Raw genomic sequence first — 26,533 nt, 5'->3', positions numbered from 1 at the left:
TTTTTTAGTCTATGATTACTTGATTCGTAAATTTCAAGTAATCAATGTCAATTCCCTCTGTTTCAAAAATTACTACTTCATTTTGTCCTTGCTGTAAAAATTCTTTGGGACAATACAGCGAATGAATGGGTCCTATTTCCCAATAACGACCTAGATGATGACCATTGACCACAACGAATCCTTTGCCGTAGCCTCGACAGTCAATATACGTGTCTGCTAGCTGTTCTAATTCAAATGTTACTTGATAAAATGAAGGCTGCAATGGATTTTTTCCAGCTGTGTAATCAATCTTGGCTAATTGCTCTTGTGAAAAAGTTAAGGGATAGTGTTGATAGCCTTGATGAAAATGAATGTCTTGCATCACTCCACCTCGAATTCCTTTACTTTGTGTCGGATTATTTAATTTAAATCCATAATTAACGCGACCTAAATTTTCCACTAAGATATCTAACGCAAGTGTGTCTTTTTCAGTTTGTCCTGAAACGAGTAGCTCTTCTCCCACTGTCTCTTGATATTGGGTAGCAGCTAAATCTCCATCTACATAAATGTGTAAACGATCACTGGCCTCGACCACTTTTAGTTTATTTTCATGATGATAATTTTTTAAATCAAACGAATAAAGCAAGTAGCCATAGCCTGAGCCAGCTTCTTCCATACTTAATGGATACGTGGTGGTCTTCGGTGTCATCATTTGATCTTTTACTGCGAATAAGGATACGCTAGCAGTTACTGGAAAGCTTCCCAAATTTCCCAGTTTTTTCGTGCGTGGTTGTGCTTGCCAAACTTCTGGACATACTTCTTTAATTGCTTTTTGAACGGCATAATATTTTTCTGTTGGTTCTCCTGCTTCTGTTAATAAAGCATCATAATCATAGCTAGTGACTTGAGGTAAATCTTTTGCACCTCGCGCCGAACACCCGTTATAAAAGCCGAAATTTGTTCCTCCATGAAACATATAGAGATTTAAAGAACCCACTGCCAGCATATCTTTTACTTCCTTCGCCAAGTCGGTACCTTCTCGCTGAATCACTGGTTCGCCCCAACGATTGAACCACCCATCCCAGTATTCCATGCACATCAATGGCCATTTTTTACCATGACGAGTCATAAATTTTTTCAAAACGGCAGCATTTTCTTTCGAATGACTACCAAAATTTCCTGTCACAAAAACATCCTCTTCAATTAACGTCCCCGCATCCAAAACCTCTTCCCAAGCGCCATCAGATGTAAAAAGAGGAACCTCAATCCCCAGTTCTTCCATTATCTGCTTGGTTTGTCGCAAGTACGCTTTCTCCATGCCATAGGACCCATATTCATTTTCAACCTGCATCATGATCACTGGTCCACCTTGTGTTATCTGCAGCGGTGCTAGTTTAGGCAATAATACTTGAAAATAGTTACGAACTTTAGTCATAAAAATAGGATCTGTCGAACGTAATCGTACACCTTTTTCTTTCAAAAGCCATGCTGGTAAGCCACCAAACTCCCATTCTGCACAAATATAAGCCGAAGGACGCAGAATAACTAGTAAATTCAGTTTTTCTGCCAAGCGGACAAATGCTTCAATGTTTTTCATTCCTTCAAAATCGTATACGCCTTCTTCTGGTTCATGAATATTCCAAGGAATGTAGGTTTCTACTGTATTAGCTCCTAAAGCTTTCAGATTATAGAGGCTATCTTCCCATTGTCTAGGTGTCATTCGAAAGTAATGAATCGCCCCGCTAATAATTTTTATTGGTTGTCCATTTAATAAAAAGTCTTCTTTAATCTCAAACGTTTGCATCATTTTTCCCCTTTACCAGTATCTTTGCCATGATGGTTTTGCTAAACGCATTAAGGCTTCCATGTAAAAATAATCGCCCCATAAATTGGGTTCATCAATCCCTTTTCCTTCTGCATGTGCGTAAACACCATGGAGTAGCAGTCCTTCATTTTCGGAATCATTTTGCGTACGATAATATTCTCCTAATTGATAAATCATTCCTTTGGCAAGCTCTTTCGCTTGAGGAAAAGCCTGTAGTTTGTCTGCTTCCAATAAACCACATGCCGCAATTGCCAGCGCCGAGCTATCTTTGTCAGATGGCATTTGGTCATTAAAATCAAAATCCCAATAGGGAATTAAATCTGCTGGCAAATGAGCTAGAAAAACCTCCACTATTTGTGGATACATTTCTGGAAATGGTTGGGAATGGAGAAATGGTTGGGAATGGAGAAATGTTTCGTTTAGGGGAATCCCTAAAATTGCCCAACTTTGGCCTCGTGCCCAAATGGAAGTATCACTATGTCCTTGATGCGTAGCTCCATGTTTTGGTTTGCCTGTTTCTGGATCAAAATAATAGGTATGATAAGTTGTCGCATCGGATTTAATCACCGTTTTCATTAACGTATGATAGTGACGTGAGGCAATTTCCTCATAAACCCTATTTCCAGATAATTTAGTTGCTTCAAATAAAAGCGGTAAATTCATTAATGAGTCGATAATTAATCGATATTCTTTGGGATCACCATAATGGCCCCACGCTTGAATGAAGGAGCCATTTTCTTGGAATCGTGCTGACAATACTTCAGCGGCAGCTAGCACTTCTTGTTTACAGCGCTCATCACCGGTAATTTTATACCCAGCACCCGCCGATAGACTATATAAAAAACCAATGTCATGGTGGTCCAAAACAAAATGCTCCTCTAATCGTTGTTGAAAGCTGTCAATATTTTCCATTGCCAGTAAACGAAATTTTTCTTGGTGAGACCACTCATATGCCAGCCAAAGCATGCCTGTCCAAAAGCCATTGGTCCAATCATCGTTAGCTTTGAGACGATATCGACCATTCGTAGCACAAGCTGAAGGAAACTGTGTTCCGAAACGCTGCATATTTTTAGCAATTTTTGAAACGCATTCATTTAATTGCGTTTGAATCCATTCATCTGTGACATTTTCTCCTAGAGAGATCAGTCTTTGTTTATTTTCTTGACTACACATCTCCACCACTCCTTAACTTGTTAACATATTAACTTATTGTATTATAACGTAAAAGAAAATAAAAAGCGACCTTTCTTGATTATTTCTCTTAAAAACAAGAGCGTGGGACAAAAATCACTTTGGATTTTTGCTCCACGCTCAAAAACTGATAAACGGCGGGAACAGAACCAACACTACGCGTTGCTCCGATCTCAACAACTTCTAAGAGCTAAAGCTCTAAGAGTTGAAGGTCCTTCGGAAATAAGCCGAAATTGTTGAGAATCACGAAGAACGTAGTGATTCGATGATGAACAATACCTACTTGGTCTCCAAAAATCAAAGATCAATTTTCGGAAATTTCTTCTTATTTCTCGGAGCTAAACGGTTCTGTCCCGACCTCTTGTTATTTATTCCGACCGAATACTTCAATTTGGGTCAACGCTGGAAACGGAGAAGAGTCCAGCGCTTTTCGTAAGCATTTTAATGTCAAAGTTTGTGTTGTTTTCATTGGGAACTTTATTTCTTGAAAACAGGCGGTATTCGTTGTGGCAACTACTCGTTCCTCTCCATCTGAAAAGGCTAAAGTGACTTCCTCCCAATAGCTATCATGTGGGTAATCCGCCCGAAATAACAAGCGGATCCAGTCCGTTTCTACAGGCCTGCCAAAGTCAATCGTTAACTGTGCCTCCTTTTGTTGGTTAATTCCCCAAGAAGCAAATGGATACGAGCCATGAGAAAGGTTACCAAACTTAGAATCAATAGCATTTTTCGCAAAGAAAACAGCATCGTCTCTCGTTTCAACGTTTGCATACGCATGAGGATAGGCTCCTGAATATTCTTTTTGGTCATGTGTATTCATAGAAAGATTTTGATAATTGTCTTTTTCAAACGTGTGCGCTTGTCGAACCATTATTTGGTGCCTTGCTGAATGAAAGGCCGTATCAACAAAAGCTTTTCGAGCAGATTCTTCTAATGGAATTTGATATTCCCAAACTTTTTCTTTTAGATAAATCAATGAAGGAGCCAAAGTTTCATCTAATTGAACCATCAAATAAGGGGTAGCCCCTGTATAAGTCACTACAATTTTATCGCCAACTTGATAAAGGTACTGTTTAATTGCTAATACCGCTAACGTGTCTCCCTCCGCCATGAATGGCGCTTCTGGCTTCTCGTGATCGATTCGGCCAGTAATAATCTGATTGTCTTTATTTTTCAATTCGATTTTTATCATTTTTTATTCCTCCCTTGTCACACCACCTACCAAACAAATCAGGCGATGCGTTCCTATTGGTAGCTCTTTTTGCAAATAAGGTAAACTTGTTCTTGGGAAAAACAACGATGTATTGGGTTCAGGTTGAAGAATACCTGCGTGGTCATACCCTTCAATTGCAACTATTTGCGAACACAATTCTCCTGAATCGACTCTAGCCCACTCTTTACCCAGTTCTTTTTCTGAAAATTTTCCAAGTAACGGTAGACTGAATCCTCCTTCGCGCACTTTTAATGGAACCGATGTCACTATTTCATGTACTCTAACATGCCATTCTCCAAAAGGATAAATGGTTGTTTCAATTTCTACTTCTTGAAATGGTAGCCATTTATAATAAACTTGCTCCTCTGTTAAATAAAAATCATGAACTTTCCCTTTAACACGAAAATATTCACCATCACGAGAAACAGCCAGTACGTTATCAAAAGCCCCCTCCTCATAACACGCGCCAGCTTTGGGAACGCTAAAACCAAAGCGGCTAGAATAGACAAATTTACTATATTTAGCCGCGGCATGCGCTTGATTTTCAAGCCATAGTCCTGCAGGATAGCCGAGGACATGCGTTTTCATTTTAGGATGGATTAATAACATGTTTCCCTTTTCTATCAAACGCTTTTCTTCTCGTTTTATCGCCAGCGGTTCAGCACGCCAAAACGGATGGTCTTGATCCACTGCGAGCAACAAAAATGTTTTAAAAGCCCAATACGGAGAGCCTGGTGCGTTATAGCCTTCTGCCATTACTAAATTTTCGTAATGATAGCCAATGGACAACCGACCATCATAAGTGAAAATAGTCTGTTGCATCCAACAGTGTAAATGTTTTGCTAACAGCGTTTTTATTTGTCCCCAAGGTAACGCCTCTACTTCTGCAAATATCAAAGCTGCGAAAAACGCTCCTTGAGCAAACCGATACGTTTGACTACGTCCGTAAGGTAACGCTTCGCCCTCCTCATCAAAATAGTACAGATAGTCCTGCGCGAACATAACGGCTCGTTCTGTAAAACGTTTCGCACGAATAGGATCTCTTTCTCGCATAAATTTGACATAAATCAAACTATAATAATGAAAAGCAAACGAAATATAATAATCTCTTTGCGTAGTTTTACCATCCATATACCAACCATCACCTAAATACATGCGTTCAATCAACGCCAATTCTTCCTCTAGTTCCGTTTGGTTAATCACTTGTCCACATCCCTCGAGTGCCAAACGAATGAGCACTTTGAAAAACGTCCAATTATTTTTAGGAATTTTACAACCAAGTGCCTTATTTAACCAAACCATGATATTTTCTTGCTGTTTCTCAGAAAAACAGGACCAAAAATATGTCTTATGAAGCAATAAAGTTAAAGATAATGCTGCTGCTTCCACAATATATTGATCATAATCAACAATATCGCCCCAATAGTCTGGGGATGACGGATCAGTTCCTGCGATTAATTTTTCCACATAAGCATCTCTTAAAACATCATCTTTACAAGCAACCCAATACGGTCCAATTCCCCATAATGGTCGAATGAGCGCTTCCATTTCAGCATGTTGCTGATCATAGACAGCACCACTGGACCCAAAATTTACGCCAGGTTTTTCTGATGTTAAAATAGCTGTTTTTAAAGGTGTCATGATTGTTTCAAAAGCTTCCAAATATGCTTCTCTGGTCAAAAAAAGATTACTTTTTAACGATTCCATGCTTTTCGCCCCCATTAGTTTAATTCAAAGAATAACAAGGGCACTTATTTTTTTCAACTATCGTTTAATGAATAAAACGGCGTATTATGAGAGCAGCATTTCACCTTCCCCAAACTTAACATATTAATTTTTTCTTTATTTTTGTTGAACCTTGAGCTATTCACTTTATCCAACAAAACTTCCATTATCAAAAATGAATAATAAATGAAAAATAAGCAGTCTAACGCAGGAAATTCTCATAATAAATATTTTTTAAAAAAAAGAGTCTATGACAAAAATCCAAAGAGATTTTTGTCATAGACTTAAAATATGAGAGAAAAGACATCAAAAGTAATGGTCTGATTAACCTTCACAAGTTTTATGATGCTTTTCAAGATATCATTTTGATACAATTTTACGCCTTGCGGTTTACAATAAAAGAGTAAATAGCGATACAGATAATCGCTCCTAGCAACGCTGAGATAATTGGAAAACCGCCGATGACTGGTCCTAAAGAAGGCAACAAGAGTGATGCTACCCAACTTCCTAAAAAGCCCACAATAATATTTCCAATAATGCCACCTGGCACGTCTTTTCCTAAAATTGCGCCAGCAATTGCGCCAATAATTCCTCCGACAATTAATGCCCATAGAAAGCTAAACATTTGAAAAACCTACCTTTCATAGTTGATTTTTTTAGTTAATTTTCCTACTTTAAGGATAAAACAGAAAGCAGACTTTTTCAAAAGATAGGACTTTTCAGAAGTCAATTTATTCTTCTACATAAGCTAAACGATAGGATACTGTGCGACCAAAAGAAAATACTTGCAAACCTTGTAAGCGATCTGATTTCAAGTAACCAATGGCTCCTTGGAATAGTGGTAAAACACCGGCATCTTTTTCAATTAATGTTTTTTCTAAACTTAGTAATTCATTCCAGCGTTTTTCAGGTTCATTGGCGTAATCTTTTCTAACTTTTTGGAGACCCGCATCATACGCTGAATCGTTATAACCAGAAGTATTTAAGCCACTTTTTGAGTCATAAAATTCTAAAAAATTAATGGGATCAGCATAGTCAGGTGTCCATGTTCCAAAGGCTAAATCGTAATTACCTGCTGTTTGTAAATCCAAACGATTTTGCAAAGGCAGTGATTTTAATTTGATTGTTAAACCTGGTAAATTTTGTTGCAATTGCCCTTGAACAAATTCAATGGTTTTCTTAGCAATCGCTGAGTCCGCTGAGATTAGTTCCAATTCAATTTTATCTTTGCCCAACTCTTCTTTCGCTTTGGTCCAGTTAGCTTGGGCTTCTTTAATATTATATGGCAACAAATCACCATTTTCTTTGCGGAAATCTTCACCTGTGTCTGGATTTTTTGCAAAATTAGCTGGTACAAAACCATTTAAAGCTGTCGAGCCATCTCCTAAAATTTCTTTTGCAAAAGTTTCTTTGTCAATCGCTTGTAAAAAAGCTTTTCGAACATGTTCGTTGCCGGTAATTTCACGGCGATGATTTGGGCTTAAATAACCCACCATGGCTTTAGGTACAAAATGTGCTTGTTTTGACTCTTTATACTGAAGTGCATAAGTATCTGCTAAAACAGTGTAATCTAAGTCGCCATTATCAAAAAGATTGGCTCCTGTGCCAATTTCTTTCACTACTTGAACATCAATTTCATTCAATTTTACGTGTTCTTTATCCCAATAATGATCATTCTTCTTCAATTTCCAAGTTTCGGAATTGCCATCCCAACCTGAAATTACAAACGGTCCATTGCCAACAAAATTATCTGCAGAAGTCCCATAGGCAGTACCTTTTTCTTTGGCAAAGGCTTCATTTTTAGGCATAAAAGGTGTTCCAACTAAGACTTGGGCTAAATAAGGAATTGGATTTTCCAATGTTAGTTCTAGTGTCTGGTCATCGATTGCTTTGACACCAAATTCTTCCATCGTGGCTTGTCCTTCCCGCACCGCACGCCCATTTTTAAAAATATCCATTTGATTACTGCTACTTGAACCGTATGCTGGATCGACCACGTTTCTAAACGCAACTACAAAATCCCCTGCTTTAACTGGATCCCCGTTTGTCCATTTTGCCTCTCGTAACTTGAATGTATAGACTAACCCGTCTTCACTAACTTGTGGCTCTGCTTTCGCCATAGCTAGCTCAGGATCTCCGTTTTTATCTTGTCGATACAAGCCTTCAACTACTTGACCAATCATATCGGAACTATAGACATCTGTATAATGAGCGCTGTCTAATGTCGAGAGTTCACCACCAGATGCGACGTTAATTTTCTGTGTAGCTGCTTCATTCGAGGTCGTTTTCGAACCGCCACTTCCACATGCTGCTAAAACCAAGCCCAGTGCAACAAGTCCGATTAACCACTTTTTCTGTTTCATACCAAAACTCCTCCTTCTGTTCAAACAACTTACCTACATTTTACATGATTTTCCATACATTTGTCCTTTTTCAGCACTTACTTTTTGAAAGAAAAATATTTTTTTAAGAATAAGAGTTGACAGATATTTTTTCTGGTGGTACAGTATTGAAAAACAGAGAACAGAAGAGTAACTGTTTCCTTTAGTGAAGAGAGTCTTTGGTTGGTGGAAAAAGACGTAAAGAAACAGCGAACCACATCTGTGAGTTGACTTTTTGAACCCTTAGTAGGAAAGTCCGGGACCACTCGTTAACAGGCGAAGTTATGAACTTCATAAGGTTCGTGTTGCGAAACACGAATAAACTAAGGTGGAACCACGATAATTGATTATTCGTCCTTTGGCTAGTCAGCCAAAGGACTTTTTTGTTTTTTTAGATGCACTTTTCAATCTGAGAGAGTGCCTCAACTGCTCAAGTCTGTTGTCCTCTTTTCCATATGCTTAATGGGATAATCTAGAAAAGCAACAGGTTTTCTGTTCCGTTCGAACAATTTCATACTTACAAATCAAGGCTTAGGACATAGTAATTTAGCTCTTCCTTTACAGAGACTTTTTCATTGGCTGAAAGAAAAAGATGGATTCTTCTTTACTCACACCTAAAAGATGTTTTTCTGAATCCTTTAGTAAGAAAAACCGGTGACTCTATCGTTAACAGAGAGTAGTTGTCAACGCAACTACATAAGGCTTATCTTGTGAAAGATAAGTAAATTGAGGTGGCACCACGAATGCGATTCGTCCTCTTGGCTCACAGCCAAGAGGTTTTTTTGTTTTTTAATAAAAATTGTTGGAGGAAAAAATGATGGATTATATTTTAGAAATTTTACCTGCTTTAGTTAGCGGAGCTGGCATGACACTGAAAGTCTTTTTCTTTACGCTCCTTGGCTCGATTCCACTGGGGATTATCATTGCCTTTATTTTACAAAGTTCGTTTAAACCTTTACGTTACTTAATTAACCTCTACATTTGGTTAATGCGCGGCACTCCGCTATTGTTACAATTAATTTTTGTTTTTTACGGCTTACCATTAATTGGTATTGTCTTTGAACGTTACGATGCGGCCTTATTCGCATTTATTTTAAATTATGCTGCGTACTTTGCTGAAATTTTCCGCGGGGGGATTCAAGCAATTCCCCAAGGTCAATATGAAGCTGCTAAGGTTTTACGTTTAACACGCTTTCAAACAGTCACCCGGATTATTTTGCCACAAGTTGTTAAAATCGTGCTGCCTTCCGTAGGAAATGAAATTATCAATTTGGTCAAGGATACTTCTCTTATTTATGTTCTTGGCTTAGGCGATCTTTTACGTGCTGGTAAAATTGCGATGAGCCGCGATGTTACATTAGTGCCATTAGCTTTAGTGGGAGTGATTTATTTACTCTTTACGGCAATTTTGACTGTTGCTTCTAAGAAAATTGAAAAATTCTATCAATATTATAAATAGGAGGACTCTACCATGTTAACTATTAAAAATTTAACCAAACATTTTGACAACCGGACCATTATTGATCACTTAAATTTAGAAATTCCAGAGGGTAAAATTTTAACGATTGTTGGTCCTTCAGGCGGCGGAAAAACCACTTTACTTCGTTGTTTGGCTGGTTTAGAAACCATTGATTCTGGTGAGCTTTTGTTGGATGGTGTTCCTTTCAATCCTGCTGAAATGGACAATGCCGATCAAGTGGTTGGGGTCGTTTTCCAGGATTTCCAACTTTTCCCTCACTTATCAGTTTTAGAAAACATTACCTTAGCACCTACATTAGTACTAAAAGAAGAAAAAGCAAAAAGTCAGCAAGAAGCTTTAGAATTACTGGAAAAATTGGGCTTGGCTGGTAAAGAAAAACTCTATCCGTATCAACTTTCCGGTGGACAAAAACAACGAGTTGCACTTGCTCGTGCCTTAGCAATGAAGCCAAAAGTTCTTGGGTACGATGAACCAACGAGCGCGCTAGATCCAGCTTTACGCCAACAAGTGGAAGAAGTTATTTTAGATTTACGGAAACAAGGCATGACACAGATTGTCGTGACCCACGATATGGCTTTCGCTGAAAAAATTGCAGACAATCTTTTGACGGTTGCCCCCGTCCAATAGAAAGGAGTTTATGATGAAAAAGAAATATTCTTTAGCCTTGCTGGTTATCTGTTGTAGTTTACTCCTATTTGCAGGTTGTGGTAAAAGAAAAAGCAACGAAGATCAATGGACACGGATTAACGAAGAAAAACGGATTATTATTGGCTTAGATGACTCCTTTGTGCCCATGGGTTTTCAAGATAAATCAGGCAAAATTGTCGGCTTTGATGTCGACTTAGCCAAAGCGGTTTTTAAACTTTATGGCATTTCCGTTGACTTCCAACCGATTGATTGGTCTATGAAAGAAACAGAATTACAAAATCAAACCATTGATCTTATTTGGAACGGCTACACTAAAACGAGCGAGCGGGCCGAAAAAGTTCAATTCACACAACCTTACATGACGAACGACCAAGTACTTGTTTCTTTAAAAGAAAAAAACATTGCAACAGCGAGCGACATGCAAGGCAAAATTTTAGGGGTTCAAAACGGCTCTTCTGGCTATGATGGCTTCGAAAGTCAGCCTGACGTTTTGAAAAAATTTGTTAAAGACCAAACGCCTATTTTATATGACGGCTTTAATGAAGCTTTCTTAGATTTAAAATCTGGCCGAATTGATGGGCTCCTAATTGATCGCGTCTACGCCAACTACTATCTTTCCCACGAAGATAATTTAAAAAACTATACTATTTCTCATGTCGGCTATGACAATGAAGATTTTGCTGTGGGCGTCCGCCAATCAGACAATCAATTAGTCCAAAAAATCAATACTGCCTTTGAAACGTTACGAAAAGATGGCACCCTTAGTAAAATTTCTCAAAAATGGTTTGGAGAGGATGTTACAAATAACACAAAAATAAACTAAATAACGAATAAAAAGGTGTACTGCTGACTTAGTACACCTTTTTATTTGAATCAAATTCTTAGCAAATTCTAACTTATGAAGAACTTTTATTTTTGCTACACTAGTAAAAGTCGAGAGAATTTGTCCTTTTCTGCCTAGAACAATCATTACTCTCAATAAATGAAAGGAGAAAAAAATGCCTACTAATAAAAAAGAAGGAATGCTTTTTACTACGTTAATGTGCTTTCTGATGGTTTTCGGAATGAGCACCTATAATTTATTATTGCATGGAGAATTTTCATTGTACGCCTTATCAAAAGGTTTGCTTCCTGGATTTATCGTTGCTTTTATTTTAGACGTTTTCATCGTTGGTGTCTTAGCTAAGAAAATCGCTTTTTCTTTACCCTTTAATAAAGAAAAACGGCTATTACTTATTCTGACCATTTCGAGTCTCATGATTATCGGCATGGTGACTTGTATGTCTTTATTTGGCTTATTAATGGAAGGCCAGACGTTGTCACTAAGTGCGTATTTCCAAGCTTGGGGCCTGAACTTTATTGTTGCCCTTCCTTATCAATTGCTGATTGTCGGTCCCTTTTCACGTATGATCTTAACCAATTACCAACAACGACAAACTTAGAAAATAGATTTTCATTATTTATTAACTTTTACTATACAAAAAAGAAATGAAAAAATGTATTACGCCTCCAAAATTAGAACAAAAATCTAACTTTGAAGGCGTATTTAAACTAGCAAAATATGATTATACATTCAAGAACAAAGTAGTAAAAGCTTATCAAAATGGAGAATAGATGCTATCAAACACTGGACAAAGCAATTTAATATCTCTTCATATTCCACTGTACAAGAATGAGTCAAAATAGTAGAAAAATTTAATTTTAAGGTCCTTCATCAAAAAACTGCCAACGGATACACCTGAATTTAAGCATTCGAAACATAATCAAAACGGAACATCCTAATTAAGAATGATGCTCTAGCTGAATCCTTTTCTTGATTTGTTTAATGATAAAGTTTTGTCCTTTCCATATTGCTAAACACTCGAATATAAAAGCAATTCTTGACAAAAGAAATTAATAAATTGATTTCCTCTAATTATCAGCGAAGCAAAACGAAACTTCGGTTCAGTGTTCAATACAGTAAACGTTTCATTTCATAAAAATACCGACTAGATTTCTCCAGCCGGTATTCGAGCTCAATTTTGTATTTTACTAAAAAATTCTATTTTTTAATTTAGACTTCTTCTTCAATAATAAAACGTGGTCGCCCCTTAACTTCGGAATAAATTTTACCAATATATTCGCCCACAATAGACAGACTGATTAATTGAATTCCCCCTAAAAACCAGATACTGATGATAAGAGAAGACCAACCAGCTTCAACATTTCCTGTAAAATGTTGTATCAAACTATAAATCATATAAAAGATACCAATTAATAAAGTAATAAACCCTATGTTTCTAACCATTTTAATTGGTACAATTGAAAAGGAAGTAATGCCTTCCATAGCAAAATTAAGCATTTTTTTTAGCGGATATTTTGACTCACCAGCTACTCGAATATTTCTTGAATAATAAACTTTTGTACTAGGAAATCCAACTAATGGAACCATCCCTCTTAAAAATAAGTTTTCTTCTTTAAAAGTTAGTAATACCTTAGTCGCCCGATTGCTCATCAAACGAAAATCTGCATGGTTTGGTACGGTATTCACACCTAGTTTATTCATAAATGAATAAAACATTTCTGCAGTTTTTCTTTTGAACGCGGTATCTGTATCACGGTTACTACGAACGCCATAAACAACATCGTTTCCATCATGATAAGCATCAATCATTCCCTCAATTGCCTCGACATCATCTTGTAAATCTGCATCAATCGTAACAATCATATCTGCAAATTGAACCGCTGTCGTCATACCAGCTAAAAGTGCATTTTGGTGACCAAAGTTGCGACTAAATTTAAGACCTTTAAAATGTTCTTCTTGTTCAGATAGTCTTTTAATAATAGCCCATGTTTTATCTTTACTACCATCATCCACAAACAAAATGGAACTTTCTGTACTTACTTTATTCTTAGCAATCATTCGTTTTAAAAAATCCAACAATACCTTGCTGGAAATAGGTAGTACTTCCTCTTCATTATAACATGGTACTACTATAAAAAGTTTTGACATTTTCTTTTTTCCTCCTATTAGTTGCTGTTAACACACTTTCCCATCCGATTGCTGAAAGTAAATAGAAAAATGGTAAAAATTGAATTAAATAGCGTGAGCGACCACCTTCAAATAATAGTAGAAACATCATAGCTCCAATAATAGTAAGCTTTATGATAATTTCTCTATATAAAATTTGTTTTTTATCAAAGGAGACCGTTGTTAAGTACATACCAAATAACGTAAATATCCATAAAATTTGCATATAAAAACGGAGTGTTCTTGTTCTTTTTCCTTGCTGATAGTAAAAATCTCTGAGAAAACTCTGAAATTTAGATTTAGATTTATTTTCTGGTTTTTGAGGAATTCCATCGCTTCCCCAACCAAAATCACCACGATCAGTATTATTAAAATGCTTTTTGATAATAAATTTCAGATAACCGCCTACTCCATAATCTTGGAGCCTTTTTTTTATTGTCTTCCCTGCATACTCTTTCCTTTCCTTAGTTGTTTTAAACTTACTCATGGTTGATACATCTTGTGAGTTATAACCGCCACTTCCAGTTAAACCCATCATCATCCAATGTGTCATAGGAAATTGTTTTTCTTTATCATATTGAATAACCGTCTGTTGATTTTTATAAATAGTAAATGTAGTTACTGAACTTACCATTCCTATAACAAATAAACAAACGCTGAATATGTTAATATATTTCCTGTTTTTTTTGTAATTTGCAACAAAAATTACTATAAATACTATTGTCCAAGCAATTAAAAAAATAATTGCAGAAGGTTTAATCAAAAAGGTAATTCCACATAATATCCCTAAAAAAAGAATACATATAAAATGATGTTTATTCTTTTTTCCAAGAAAAGAATAAACCAATAGTACTAAAGAAACAAACATAAAAGAAAGACTATCAGTATAAAGAACTAATAACCATGGTGATAATGCTAGACTAAACATAGATAGATATAAAACTAGATAACTAACTCTTTTCGAAAAAAGTCTATTAGCTGCTACTGTTAATACACCTATGCCCGTATCTAAAACAACTATATTCAATAACTGCCAAAAAAGCCATGTATTACCAATATTAGGAGAAAAGTGGTTTACTAAATTAATAATTCCCAACATTAAAAAAAAGAAAAAAGAATTATTAGGATACATCGATAAATAATTGCTAATGGATTCATTGGTTGTATCTAAGTTTTTTAGCCCATTAAAAATACTACCAACATCCCAACTAATTGGAACGGTAGTTACTACTACAATAATTATTTGTAAAACAACTGTAATGGTAATCAATATAAATGTTATTTTTTTCAGATGTTTTTTCAAAAAAAACATCATATTCTCAAAAAAAATAAGGAATCTTTTTCTATAATAGCTAGAAACTGTCAACATTGTCATGGCAAATATTGTAAATAGAATACAAATCAGGTGAGACGCTTTTAATTCTGACAAGTTTAAATTATCGGATTGAACAGCTCCAAAAATAGTCAACAAAATGACTAATGAACTGACTATATTTATCAATTTAAAAATTGAATTTTCTATTTTCATTATCTTTATCCTTTCTCATAAACCTCCAAATAGAATACACTAACAATTAAAAAAATTTCTTATTTTTATAAAAAATAAATAATGCAATGAAATTGTAACATGAAATATCCTATTCATTCTTATATAAATTTCCGATAGTCTCTAGTTAAAAACTATCGGAAATTTCATATGAGTATAAATGAATATTACTAGTTAGTATTAAAACATATAACTTAATTTGCAACAATATTTACTAATTTATCTGGAACAGCAATCACTTTGCGCACTGTTTTTCCTTCAATAAATTCTTTAACAGCTTCATGGTTCATTGCAATTTGTTCTAATTCTTCTTTGCTTAACCCACGAGCGACATTTTGTTTGCCACGTAATTTTCCGTTCACTTGGAAAACTACTTCCACTTCATCTTCTACTAAGGCTGCTTCATCATAGGTTGGCCAAGGGACATAAGTTAAACTTTCCTCGTTACCTAAAATTTGCCATAGTTCTTCACCAATATGTGGCGCGATTGGCGCAAGTAATTGGACAAATCCTTCCACATATTCATAAGGTAAGGCATCCACTTTATTGGCTTCATTCACAAAAACCATTAATTGAGAAATCGCTGTATTAAAGTGCAAGTTTGCCATATCTTCTGTCACTTTTTTAACCGTTTGATGATAAACTTTCGTTAAACGGCCATCATTAATTGTGGTAATTCGGTCACGCATTTTGCCTTCTTCATCAACAATCAGACGCCAAACGCGATCTAAGAATTTACGACTTCCTTCTAAGCCATTTTCATTCCAAGCAATGGAAGCATCTAATGGGCCCATGAACATTTCATAAAGACGTAACGTATCCGCACCATATTTAGCCACCACATCATCGGGATTTACAACATTGCCACGTGATTTAGACATTTTTTCGTTGTTTTCTCCTAAAATCATACCTTGGTTGTATAATTTTTGGAAAGGTTCTTTGGTAGGAACCACACCAATATCATATAAGAATTTATGCCAAAAACGAGCATAAAGTAAATGCAGCACCGCATGTTCGGCACCACCAATATAGATATCAACTGGTAACCAACGTTTTAATTTTTCAAAATCAGTAATTTCATTTTTATTATGAGGATCAATGAATCGTAAGTAATACCAAGAGCTTCCAGCCCATTGTGGCATAGTATTCGTTTCACGTTTTCCCTTCATGCCAGTTTCAGGGTCGACGACATTGACCCATTCATCAATGTTTGCTAATGGCGATTCCCCAGTTCCACTTGGGCGAATATCCGATGTTACTGGTAAACGTAGAGGTAACTCAGATTCAGGAACCGTTGTGGTTGTTCCATCTTCCCAATGGATCACAGGAATTGGTTCACCCCAGTAGCGTTGACGAGAGAATAACCAGTCACGTAAACGATAGGATACTTCTTTTTTCCCTACGTGATTTTCTTCTAGCCACTCATTCATTTTAGCGATGGCTTCTGCTTTGTTTAATCCATTTAAGAAATCAGAATTGATATGCGGTCCATCCCCTGTATAGGCTTCTGTTGTAATGTCGCCACCTGCGATTACTGGTAGGATATCAATGCCAAATGTTTTCGCAAATTCGTAATCCCGTTCATCATGCGCTGGGACCGCCATGATTGCGCCTGTGCCATAGCTTGCTAAAACATAATCGCCAATCCAAATTGGAATTTCTTGGCCATTGACTGGATTTATAGCATACGCACCTGTGAAAACACCTGTTTTTTCTTTTGCTAAATCTGTTCTATTTAAATCAGATTTTTTTGAGGTTTCTTCAATATATGCTTCTACAGCTGCTGTTTGTTCAGGTGTCGTAATTTTTTTCACTAGTTCTAGTTCAGGAGCTAGAACAGTATAGGTTGCACCGAACAAGGTATCCGGACGGGTTGTAAACACCGTGAAACTTTCTTCTGTGCCAGCGACTTTAAAGGTCACATTGGCTCCTTCAGAACGTCCAATCCAATTTCGTTGCATATCTTTAATACTTTCTGGCCAATCAACAAGCTCTAAATCTTCTAATAAGCGATCTGCATAAGCAGTAATTTTCAGCATCCATTGACGCATTGGTCGGCGAACCACATCATAACCGCCACGTTCACTTTTTCCATCAATGACTTCTTCATTTGAAATAACAGTTCCTAGTTCAGGTACCCAGTTAACCGCAACTTCTGCTTCATAAGCTAACCCTTTTTCATATAATTTTGTAAATATCCATTGTGTCCATTTGTAATATTCAGGATCAGTGGTATTAATTTCGCGATTCCAATCATAGCTGAATCCTAGTGAATTAATTTGGCGACGGAATGTTTCGATATTTTTCTTAGTAAATTCAGCTGGGTCATTTCCTGTGTCTAACGCATATTGTTCTGCTGGCAAACCAAACGCATCCCAGCCCATTGGATGCAATACATTATAGCCTTGCGCACGTTTCATACGTGAAAGAATATCGGTTGCTGTATAGCCTTCCGGGTGACCTACGTGTAAGCCTTGTCCAGATGGATAGGGAAACATATCTAGTGCATAAAATTTTTCTTTATTTGGGTCGTCCAATGTATTGAAACAATTGTTCTTAGCCCAATATTTTTGCCATTTTTTCTCAATCTCTTTGTGATTGTAGCTCATGTTATTCCTCCTAGTAATATAAAATTTTTCATTCTTAAAATTTGCCACCTGCAGCCATTGTCACTATTCTGACTTAAACTAGCCACTTAGTGATAAAAAAAAGTCCTATAGGAAAAATTCCTATAGGACGTGAACATACAAATGCAACGTGGTACCACCTAAATTCGTCAAAGAAACGGTCAGTCACCGTCACCTTAACCTCAAACGTCTTAACGATCGTCACCGACTTTTCCTACTTGGTTTGTTCAAAAAAGTAACTTAAAGGCGAGTTCAAAAGCTTCTGTACGTATTTCCACCAGCCATACGCTCTCTATCACATGGTTCTTTCTACTATTCCTTCTCATTGTTTTTTTCTATTATAAGACTCATGTTACCAAAGATAGCTATTTTTTTCAATCTTAAATTAACCAACTTTTAAAGTTTGACCAATATAAATTGTATCCCCGCTTAAGCCATTTAATTGTTTGATTTTTTGGATGCTGATTCCGTATTGCATTGATAAGCCCCAAAGTGAATCACCGCTTTTAACTGTATGGCGTTTGCCTGATGCACTATTTGTTGAAGAAGCATTGCCACCTGCAGAAGCGCCTTTTTTCACGATGATTGTTTGACCAGCAAAAATTAAATCGCCTTTGATCCCGTTCCATGAACGTAGATTAGCAACACTCACGCCAAACTGTGCAGAAATTTTATTCAGCGTATCACCTGATTTAATCGTGTAGGATGTTGTCGCACCGCCACCATTATTCGTAGGCTTGTTCGTATTCGTTGAACCTGAGTTGGCACCTTTTTTCACGATAATCTTTTGACCAGCAAAAATCAAACTACCGCTGATGTTATTCCAGGCTTGTAAGTTAGCCACACTAACACCGAATTGTGCAGAAATTTTGTTCAAGGTATCGCCTGATTTAATCGTGTAGTACGTATTCGTTCCTGATTGATTATTGTTAGAACCACCATTGCTTGAGCCACCGGTGTTACCTGAAGTACCTTTTTTCACAATAATTTTTTGACCAGCGAAGATTAAATCGCCAGAAATGCCATTCCATGAGCGTAAATTAGCAACGCTCACACCATATTGGGCGGCAATTTTGTTCAAGGTATCGCCTGATTTAATTGTGTAGTACGTATTCGTTCCTGATTGATTATTGTTAGAGCCACCGTTGTTTGAGCCACCAGTGTTACCTGAAGCACCTTTTTTCACGATGAGCTTTTGACCAACGAAAATTAAATCGCCAGAGATGCCATTCCATGAGCGTAAATTAGCAACGCTCACGCCATATTGCGCGGCAATTTTATTCAAGGTATCCCCTGATTTTACAGTATAGTACGTGTTCGTTCCTGATTGATTATTGTTAGAACCACCGCTGCCTGAGCCACCAGTGTTACCTGAAGCACCTTTTTTCACGATAAGTTTTTGACCAACGAAAATTAAATCGCCAGAGATGCCGTTCCATGAGCGTAAATTAGCAACGCTCACACCATATTGCGCGGCAATTTTATTCAAGGTATCCCCTGATTTTACAGTATAGTACGTGTTCGTTCCTGATTGATTGTTCGAGCCGCCTGTTCCTGGGTTAACTGTTCCGCCCCCAGTATTTCCACCAGAAGATGGTGTATCATATTGAGTTAAGTTATATGCGGTAATGACATTATTTAATTTAGCATTGTAGCTAGGATCTGTCGCATAACGACCTGTTAACCAAGCAGTTGCATCGCGGTACGAGCTTGTATTGCTTTTCCAAGCCCCAGCATAATAGTAAATGCCCGCTTGGAAAGAAGTTGTTTTTAGCACGTGCGCATTATCTTGGAATGATTCCATGTAAGAAGGATATTTACGGAAAGGTTCTTTTTTCACTAACCATTTGCCGTTTAAATATTCCCATGTATCCATATAGACAGATTGTCCATTGTAGCTGCCTTTAATCCCAAATAAGTTATAGTTTGGTGCCTTAGATAACGTACTTGCCCCCCAACCACTTTCAACGATTGCTTGAGCCATCATCACTGATGCATATAAATCATTGGCTTGCGCAATAGGTTGTGCACAACGAGCTAACTCGGCAATAAATTCTGAAGGACTTTGCGTCGGTGATAACGCTGAAAAAGTTTGCGCAGAAGCTACTCTAGCTTCTGGTACTTTTACTTCATCATCGGGTGTAACCGCAGGCGCTGCTTCAGACTCGGTTGTTGAAGGAGCTACTGGCGTGATTTCTGCTACTGAAGAATCAGTCGTTCCTGATTCCACAGGTGTAGTTGAATCAACTGTTGGTTGCTCGGTACTTGGTGTTGTTGGTGTTTCTTTTGATGATTCAGTTGTCGATTCAGTCGTTGTTGACGAATCCGTTGTCGGTTGTTCCGTAGTTCCTGGCGTAGTTCCTGGCGTAGTTTCTGTTGTTGGTGTCTCTACTAAGCCAGTTTCCGTAGTAGGTGCTTGGGCAACTTCCGCATTTGTTGGCTGCTCTTCTGTTGCCTCAGCAGTCACTGGTAGTAACGCAACGGGCGTTCCTACAGATGAAACAATTAACGCCGAGCTGAATAAAGTAGTGCTCTTCTTCCATTGTACTGGCGTTTTCTTTCTTTGTTGTGCTTTCCTTCTTTCGATACGTGACATTGATTCTTTCTTCATTGATACGTCCCCAACTTTCCTTTTTTAACTTATATGTAAATGTAATTTTTTAGTTTTGTTATTATAACAAGTATACCTTTTTTTCTGGCGAATTAAAAACACTTCAACAAAATTTCATATTACTGTAACTAGATTGTAAAGAAGTAATGTTTTTTAACATGGATTTCCTCTCTTGTTACTACTCGGAAAAAAACTGCGACTTTAGTTGTAGACGCTTCTTTACCTTAGTCTGATTTTTGTAATTCCTCTTGTTATTCGCCCAAAAAGAAATTATAGTTTAAGATGAGAAATGAATCGTGTAGAAAGAGGGAGCGGAATGAATAAAGAACATTTTATTATTGAGCTGAAAATTTATTTAAAAGCGTTAAATCCAAAAGATCAAGCTATTATTCTTGCGAAATACAAGGCGTTATTTGATGCTCGTGTTGCGGAAGGCGAAACAGAAGAACAAGTGGCAAAATCATTGGGGAAACCACGAGTTATCGCAGAAGAAATTTTAAAAGAACAAGGCATTGAATTGACGGAACGAAAAATTGAAAATAATGGCTGGCAAGAAATTCCAGCGGCTACACCTGCTTATGATCATCCCTATGAAGAAGAATCTGAATTTTACTATGATAATGATTCTCCTTACTATCAACGACCACAGCATCGGCCGCTAACCCGATTTTTCCAAGTGCTTGGTATTTTCTGTTTAAATTTTTTCTTCATGTTTTGGGTTATTTTAGGGATTGCCTTAATGTACGTCGGTTGTGGCATTGCCGGAGCTGCAACTTTATTTTCACCAATTTATGGTATTTATAGTGTTATTACTCAAGCAAATGCCGCTTCCTTTTTCCAATTATCTATGAGTCTCTTTTTATTTGGTGCATCAATCATTGGTTGGTTACTGTTTCTACCAATTTTAAAATTTTCAGCACATGTCTTTAAGCGTTATTTCCAATGGAACATTGCTGTTTTACGAGGTGATATCTAATGAAAAAAACAACAGGGATTCTCTTATCCATTGCTGTCTTAGCGATGCTAATTGGTGGATCTGGCGCCGTCTATTATTACAAGCAAGCGGAAAAATCAGTCACACCGCTAAAAGAAAGTTATACACTAAAAAATAAACAAGCAGGCGAAGAACTTCACTTATCCTTAAAAGGCAAAGGCCCTTATACCATTTATAAAACTGATAGTAACAAAATGGGGTTACGATCACCGAATAATGCCTTTTATTCAAAAGCTGAAGGCACCTTAGATGTCAAAGAAGAAAAAAATAAAATAACAGCAACCATCAATACCACTCGTACACAAAACCAACCCGAGTTGTCATTTTTTAATATTGGCATTTTTAATGACCTCACACCGAACGTGAGTGTCCAGATTCCTAATAATGTGAAAAAGTTAGTGATTGATGGCTCAACCCATTCACAAGTTTCATTGAATGCTTTTAACGTAGACGAATTAACAACTAATCTACCAAATTCTTATGTTAGTCTATCGGGTGTTAAAGCCAAAAAAATGACGCTTAACTCTTCAGATGGTATCTACCTTTCAGCGGATACTTCCGCTAAAACAGCAACAGTTGAAACCACTGACGGCGATATAACGTTGGATTCAGCCTATTTCGATGAAATCAAAAATACGACTACTTCTGGTGATATTCGAGTGCAAAATGCTCGTGGAAACATCCAAGCAACAACGACAGATGGCGATATTAGCGTCTATGATTTCAAAGGAGAAGCTAACTTTTCAAGTGAAAATGGTGATTTTTCTTTAGACATGCCTGCTGTGCCTAAAAAATTAACTGTCGCTCTTGTCCATGGAGATATTTATGTAAATTCTGGAGAAATTTTGCGTAACATTTCAATCAAAGGTGAATCAAAATTAGGCGATGTTCAACTTTTAAACAAAGAGCGAACATCTTATAAGAATGGTCGTGCGGATACAGAGTTTAACCTTTCTAGCGAATTCGGCGATATTACCGTTGATACTCCTGATGATGATAATCAATAAACATGTGCCAGTTAAAACATCTGTTCTGGCACCACAATGAGAAATTGTGGTGCCAGAACTTTTTTAATATCTGTATCCCCTCCAAATCAGGCAATGAAATTATCTTTTAATTTTTTACCCTTTTGATGGTATAATACGGATTGTTGCGATTAAATTTTGAAAGGATTTTTTATGAAAAACAAACTTTATTATCAATTTGCAGGTAGTTGTTTTCTTTTAGTATTTATGTTTTTAGGCTATGTTGTTCGTTTTTATCCAACCTGGCTCAAAGGCTTTGATCAAACGATTACTTCTTTTGTTCGTCGTCCTTTTCCACAGTTAAATAACTTTTTTATTTGGTACACCAAATTTGCCAATTCATTGACGATTATCATCTTAGCAATCGTTGTCATTGCTCTGTTTATTGTTTGGAAATATTATGCTGAAGCATTATGGCTCTTTATTAATACTGCCTTAATTGCTGGCGTAGGTAATTCTTTATTAAAATTATTCTTTATGCGCCAACGTCCTACTTTGGAGCATTTAGTAACTGAACATACGTATAGTTTTCCTAGCGGACATGCTGTAGGAAGCACCTTGTTCTACGGCACTATTTTATTGATTCTGCCAATTTTCATTAAGAATAAAACGGTCCGCCTTTGTGTGCAAATTTTACTAGGTATTGGGATTTTCATGATTGGGGTTAGTCGAATCTATTTAGGTGTCCATTTCCCTAGCGATATCTTAGGTGGTTTTTGTCTTGGTTTAGCTTGGTTGTTATTAAGTTACCCTATTTATTTAGAAAAACGCTTTGTTTGGCGATTTCAAAGCAAACAACGCTAGAAAGAAGTCTTGATTATGCAAATTTTTCCTTATTCAGATGATCCAAATAAACGCTATCACACTTGGAACTATGCACTTCGTCAACAGTTTGGTGAAAAGATTTTTAAAGTGCCAATTGATGGTGGCTTTGATTGCCCCAATCGTGATGGGACGGTTGCCAAAGGTGGTTGTACGTTCTGTAGTGTTTCTGGCTCAGGCGACATGATTGTTGCACCTAGCGATCCCCTGCCGCTTCAATTTCAAAAAGAAATCCAATTGATGCATCAAAAATGGCCAACTGTCGATCAATACATTGTTTACTTCCAAAATTTCACCAATACACATGCGCCCGTTGACGTTATTCGTCATCGGTTTGAACAAGTAGTCAATGAAAAAGGTGTCGTTGGTTTATCCATTGGTACCCGTCCTGATTGTTTGCCTGATGAGGTGGTGAACTATTTAGCTGAATTAAATGAACGCTTTTATTTATGGGTAGAGTTGGGTTTGCAAACCACGTTTGAGGAAACTAGCGCTGCCATTAATCGTGCTCATGATTATCAAACATATCTAGATGGTGTAGCTAAATTACGGAAACACGGGATTCGGGTCTGTACACATTTAATTAACGGGCTACCTGGTGAAACACCTGCCATGATGCGCGAAAATGTGCGGCGAACTATTCAGGATTCAGATATCCAAGGGATTAAACTGCACTTACTTCATTTAATGACAAATACCAAAATGATGCGGGATTATAATGAAGGACGCTTACAATTGATGAGTAAAGAAGCCTATGTTTCAGTGATTTGTGATCAGTTAGAAATGATTCCACCCGAAATTGTTATTCATCGCTTGACAGGCGATGCTCCCTTTGAAACAATTATCGGACCGATGTGGAGCTTGAAAAAATGGGAAGTTCTCAATGCGATTGATGTGGAAATGAAACGCCGCAACAGTTATCAAGGAAAATATACTGTCATTTCAGGAAAGGAAGTTTTCAATTAATGCTACAAACAGCCCTACATTTTAGTCACCAACTTTTAAAAGAAGTGGTGGAACCTGGCGACTTCGTCATTGATGCAACAATGGGAAATGGTCATGATACAGCATTCTTAGCAGAGCTAGTTGGCCCTTCTGGTGAAGTTTTCGCCTTTGATATCCAAAAAGAAGCGTTGATCAATACAGAACAAAAGTTAACAGAACTTAATTTACTCCCACAAACTACGTTATTTCCATTAGGACATGAACATCTTCATGCTGTCCTAGATGAAGAAACAGAAATCACTGCCGCTATTTTTAACTTAGGCTATTTACCTAAAAGTAATAAGGAAATTATTACAAAACCCACTACGACTAAACAGGCGTTAGATGGGTTACTGCCTCATTTGGTAAAAGGAAGTCGCATTATTTTAGTCGTTTATTATGGCCACGAAGGTGGTTCAGAGGAACTTGATTTGGTCACGAATTACACGCAAGCCTTACCACAAGATATTTACAGTGTCTTACGTTATGAGTTTATCAATCAAAAAAATCAGCCACCTGTTCTTTTCTGTATTGAAAAGAAATAAGAGAACATGGTCGGATTGTCTCCAGCAATCCGATCATGTTCTCTTTTATTTGTTTTGTTACTCTGTCAATTCACCATCACGAATACGAACCACTCGATCACAGTATTTCAACAAACGCTCATCATGTGTCACCATGATAATCCCTTTATCTTTCTCTTTGGCCTCTTTCGCTAGTAATTGGACAACATCAAATGCCTTTTCTGTATCTAAACTAGCCGTTGGTTCATCTGCCAAAATTACGTCTGGCTCATGATACAATGCACACGCAATGGCTACCCGTTGTCTTTCCCCACCAGAGAGATCACGAGGATAACTATTTCGTAATTCTTTTAAACCCAACGTCTCTAACAATTGCTCTTTTAATTCACTATTTTTACGTGACTTATCAACTTTTTCAATTAAGTGAAATTGATCTTCCACTGTTAAAAATGGCACCAAATTAGAGCTTTGTAAAATAAAGCCGATTTTTTGAAAACGTTGCGCCAAACGTTGTTTTTTCGTTAACTTATTTAGTGATTGCCCGCCAACAATGACTTCACCACTTGTCGGTGCCTGTAAACCAGCTGCAATCGTTAAAAAGGTACTTTTACCAGAACCAGAAGGACCAATTACTGCGACAAATTCACCTGGTTGAACCGCAAAAGATAATTCTTTTAACGCGATCACTTCTGTATGTTTTTCACCATATTTTTTATAAATATTTTTCATTTCTAAAACATTTGCCATGTCTCTAACCTCCAATCGCGATTAACGGATCAATTTTAGCAATCGTTCGAATTGAAAATGCCCCGCCAATTAATGCAGATAAAATCAATAGTACACTAAACAAAATCATGCGTGGTCCATTAGTTGCATAAGGCATCGCTTCTGGTAAAAAGAGCACGGTAATTCCCGTTAACGCAAGACCAATCGCCACTCCTAGAACAGCCAATAAAGCGGTTTGTAGCATGACTGCCTTTGCTAAGAAACTAGTCGGCACCCCTTGAACTTTTAAGACACCGAACATTGCTGTTTTCTGTAAAGTCATCACAAAGATAAAAATACCGATAATGAACGCTGCAATCACAATCAAGAAATAAATCATGCCATCCAAGGTCAAGTTTTGAGCGCTGTATCCTGGTAGTTTTTCAATAAAATCTGAAATTGAAAGAACTTGGCTGTCTTTATTAGTCGTTTTAACTTCCGCGTTGTCCTTGCTGCGAATAATGAAACCATTAACCATTTTAGCCATTGCTGGATTGTCACCATATTTAATTGACCGCCAAGTATCCAGAGAAGTGTAAATAACTGGCACAATGTTATAGCTACTTTTAGAAATAAAGCCGACAATTTCTAATTGCTCATCATATTTCCCTGCAGTTAATTTGTCGCCAATTTTAAATCCTTGATTTTTCAATGTTTCTGAAGCAATCACTTGATTTTTATCAGTAAATGCGTTTCCTTCAATCACTTTTGGCATTAAAAAACTTTCTTTTTCAATTCCAAATAAGCTAACATTCGTTAATTCAGCCTTTTTGTCATCTGCTGGGCGGATGGCTAAAGATTGTTGACCAATCGGTGCAATTCTGCCTCCTGAAATCGTTTCTTTCACGTTTTCATCTAACACTGATACATTTAAATTACTATTGGCCTCTTTTGATAAAACCACTTGATTCGCTTGCCATTGATCTACGGCTAAACGATTTCCTTGAGCTAAACCGTTCGCTAAACCTGACAAAATAAAAATTAACCAAGCAATCAAGACCATTACTAAGACTACAAGGACGTACCGTCCTTTTGAATACTTCATTTCATTAAATCCTAAAAACATGAATGGTTCACCTCTTTCTTCTTTTCGAAATAAACTATATCACTTATCAATCGATAAATCAATAATTATTTATCGATTGATAAGTGAATTTTACAAAAAAATAGAGAAGTCTGTTTT

Annotated in this window: 21 protein-coding genes and 3 other annotated features; of the genes, 9 read left to right on the top strand and 12 right to left on the bottom strand. The window is 36.9% G+C overall.

Annotated elements, in window-relative coordinates:
* Positions 1–4 precede the first annotated feature (4 nt).
* The 6 genes from AB1I62_RS03590 to AB1I62_RS03565 form a co-directional block, all read right to left on the bottom strand.
* The gene (locus AB1I62_RS03590) at positions 5–1,783 is read right to left on the bottom strand and encodes a beta-galactosidase family protein (protein WP_104859275.1); all 1,779 of its coding nucleotides are present in this window, start codon (positions 1,781–1,783) and stop codon (positions 5–7) included.
* Positions 1,784–1,795: 12 nt separating this feature from the next.
* Positions 1,796–2,977 (bottom strand): glycoside hydrolase family 88 protein, encoded by a 1,182-nt coding sequence (locus AB1I62_RS03585; protein ID WP_104859274.1) that lies wholly within the window; start codon positions 2,975–2,977, stop codon positions 1,796–1,798.
* Positions 2,978–3,359: 382 nt separating this feature from the next.
* Entirely contained in the window at positions 3,360–4,187 is an 828-nt protein-coding gene (locus AB1I62_RS03580; protein ID WP_002391333.1) for a hypothetical protein, read from the bottom strand.
* Between the two features lie 3 nt (positions 4,188–4,190).
* Positions 4,191–5,930, bottom strand: coding sequence for a DUF2264 domain-containing protein (locus AB1I62_RS03575; RefSeq protein WP_164978380.1), 1,740 nt, complete (start codon positions 5,928–5,930; stop codon positions 4,191–4,193).
* 379 nt (positions 5,931–6,309) lie between these two features.
* The gene (locus AB1I62_RS03570; protein WP_002355684.1) at positions 6,310–6,558 is read right to left on the bottom strand and encodes a GlsB/YeaQ/YmgE family stress response membrane protein; all 249 of its coding nucleotides are present in this window, start codon (positions 6,556–6,558) and stop codon (positions 6,310–6,312) included.
* A 106-nt stretch (positions 6,559–6,664) separates the two neighbouring features.
* On the bottom strand, positions 6,665–8,296 hold the full coding sequence (locus AB1I62_RS03565; RefSeq protein WP_002404754.1) for a peptide ABC transporter substrate-binding protein: 1,632 nt from the start codon (positions 8,294–8,296) through the stop codon (positions 6,665–6,667).
* Between the two features lie 147 nt (positions 8,297–8,443).
* Positions 8,444–8,676, top strand: a binding site (T-box leader).
* Between the two features lie 156 nt (positions 8,677–8,832).
* Positions 8,833–9,075 (top strand) — a binding site (T-box leader).
* A 53-nt stretch (positions 9,076–9,128) separates the two neighbouring features.
* On the opposite strand from AB1I62_RS03565, the gene AB1I62_RS03560 reads away from it, so the two are divergent.
* The 4 genes from AB1I62_RS03560 (at position 9,129) to AB1I62_RS03545 (ending at position 11,884) form a co-directional block, all read left to right on the top strand.
* Positions 9,129–9,773 carry an amino acid ABC transporter permease gene (locus AB1I62_RS03560; RefSeq protein WP_002383057.1) on the top strand — a complete coding sequence of 215 codons (645 nt, stop codon included), beginning with the start codon at positions 9,129–9,131 and terminating at the stop codon, positions 9,771–9,773.
* A gap of 12 nt (positions 9,774–9,785) precedes the next feature.
* Positions 9,786–10,421 (top strand): amino acid ABC transporter ATP-binding protein, encoded by a 636-nt coding sequence (locus tag AB1I62_RS03555; protein ID WP_002355681.1) that lies wholly within the window; start codon positions 9,786–9,788, stop codon positions 10,419–10,421.
* A gap of 10 nt (positions 10,422–10,431) precedes the next feature.
* Positions 10,432–11,265 (top strand): amino acid ABC transporter substrate-binding protein, encoded by an 834-nt coding sequence (locus AB1I62_RS03550; protein ID WP_164978381.1) that lies wholly within the window; start codon positions 10,432–10,434, stop codon positions 11,263–11,265.
* Positions 11,266–11,440: 175 nt separating this feature from the next.
* Positions 11,441–11,884 (top strand): hypothetical protein, encoded by a 444-nt coding sequence (locus tag AB1I62_RS03545; RefSeq protein WP_002355676.1) that lies wholly within the window; start codon positions 11,441–11,443, stop codon positions 11,882–11,884.
* 611 nt (positions 11,885–12,495) lie between these two features.
* On the opposite strand, the gene AB1I62_RS03540 is transcribed toward AB1I62_RS03545, so the two are convergent.
* The 4 genes from AB1I62_RS03540 to AB1I62_RS03525 form a co-directional block, all read right to left on the bottom strand.
* Positions 12,496–13,434, bottom strand: a complete 939-nt coding sequence (locus tag AB1I62_RS03540) for a glycosyltransferase family 2 protein (protein WP_002376017.1) — start codon at positions 13,432–13,434, stop codon at positions 12,496–12,498.
* A complete protein-coding gene (locus tag AB1I62_RS03535; RefSeq protein ID WP_048737527.1) occupies positions 13,400–14,980 on the bottom strand; it encodes a membrane protein in 1,581 nt (526 codons plus the stop codon). The genes AB1I62_RS03540 and AB1I62_RS03535 overlap by 35 nt, the downstream gene beginning before the upstream one ends.
* Before the next feature lie 212 nt (positions 14,981–15,192).
* The gene (gene leuS, locus AB1I62_RS03530; protein WP_221595564.1) at positions 15,193–17,607 is read right to left on the bottom strand and encodes a leucine--tRNA ligase; all 2,415 of its coding nucleotides are present in this window, start codon (positions 17,605–17,607) and stop codon (positions 15,193–15,195) included.
* A gap of 120 nt (positions 17,608–17,727) precedes the next feature.
* Positions 17,728–17,960, bottom strand: a binding site (T-box leader).
* A 50-nt stretch (positions 17,961–18,010) separates the two neighbouring features.
* Complete coding sequence (locus AB1I62_RS03525; protein ID WP_141407720.1) at positions 18,011–20,236, bottom strand: autolysin; 2,226 nt, start codon at positions 20,234–20,236, stop codon at positions 18,011–18,013.
* Between the two features lie 289 nt (positions 20,237–20,525).
* Between AB1I62_RS03525 and AB1I62_RS03520 the strand changes: the two genes are divergently transcribed.
* The 5 genes from AB1I62_RS03520 (at position 20,526) to AB1I62_RS03500 (ending at position 24,606) form a co-directional block, all read left to right on the top strand.
* Positions 20,526–21,212, top strand: coding sequence for a DUF1700 domain-containing protein (locus AB1I62_RS03520; RefSeq protein ID WP_002361297.1), 687 nt, complete (start codon positions 20,526–20,528; stop codon positions 21,210–21,212).
* The gene (locus tag AB1I62_RS03515; protein WP_014862125.1) at positions 21,212–22,237 is read left to right on the top strand and encodes a DUF4097 family beta strand repeat-containing protein; all 1,026 of its coding nucleotides are present in this window, start codon (positions 21,212–21,214) and stop codon (positions 22,235–22,237) included. The genes AB1I62_RS03520 and AB1I62_RS03515 overlap by 1 nt, the downstream gene beginning before the upstream one ends.
* A 171-nt stretch (positions 22,238–22,408) precedes the next feature.
* On the top strand, positions 22,409–23,059 hold the full coding sequence (locus AB1I62_RS03510; protein WP_002355669.1) for a phosphatase PAP2 family protein: 651 nt from the start codon (positions 22,409–22,411) through the stop codon (positions 23,057–23,059).
* 15 nt (positions 23,060–23,074) lie between these two features.
* Positions 23,075–24,043: a TIGR01212 family radical SAM protein gene (locus tag AB1I62_RS03505; protein WP_048737328.1), complete on the top strand. Its 969-nt coding sequence runs from the start codon at positions 23,075–23,077 to the stop codon at positions 24,041–24,043.
* Positions 24,043–24,606, top strand: a complete 564-nt coding sequence (locus tag AB1I62_RS03500) for a class I SAM-dependent methyltransferase (protein WP_048737330.1) — start codon at positions 24,043–24,045, stop codon at positions 24,604–24,606. The genes AB1I62_RS03505 and AB1I62_RS03500 overlap by 1 nt, the downstream gene beginning before the upstream one ends.
* Before the next feature lie 57 nt (positions 24,607–24,663).
* Here the strand turns inward: AB1I62_RS03500 and AB1I62_RS03495 are convergent, their stop codons facing one another.
* Both AB1I62_RS03495 and AB1I62_RS03490 read right to left on the bottom strand, forming a co-directional pair.
* Positions 24,664–25,332 (bottom strand): ABC transporter ATP-binding protein, encoded by a 669-nt coding sequence (locus AB1I62_RS03495; RefSeq protein ID WP_002363221.1) that lies wholly within the window; start codon positions 25,330–25,332, stop codon positions 24,664–24,666.
* 4 nt (positions 25,333–25,336) lie between these two features.
* Entirely contained in the window at positions 25,337–26,416 is a 1,080-nt protein-coding gene (locus tag AB1I62_RS03490) for an ABC transporter permease (RefSeq protein ID WP_104859270.1), read from the bottom strand.
* Positions 26,417–26,533: the final 117 nt, after the last annotated feature.

It is taken from the genome of Enterococcus sp. AN402, assembly GCF_040719405.1.
Classification (GTDB): Bacteria; Bacillota; Bacilli; order Lactobacillales; family Enterococcaceae; genus Enterococcus; species Enterococcus faecalis.
Note: the sequence above shows the minus strand (reverse complement) of the source record. Positions and strands in the feature narration are given on the sequence as shown.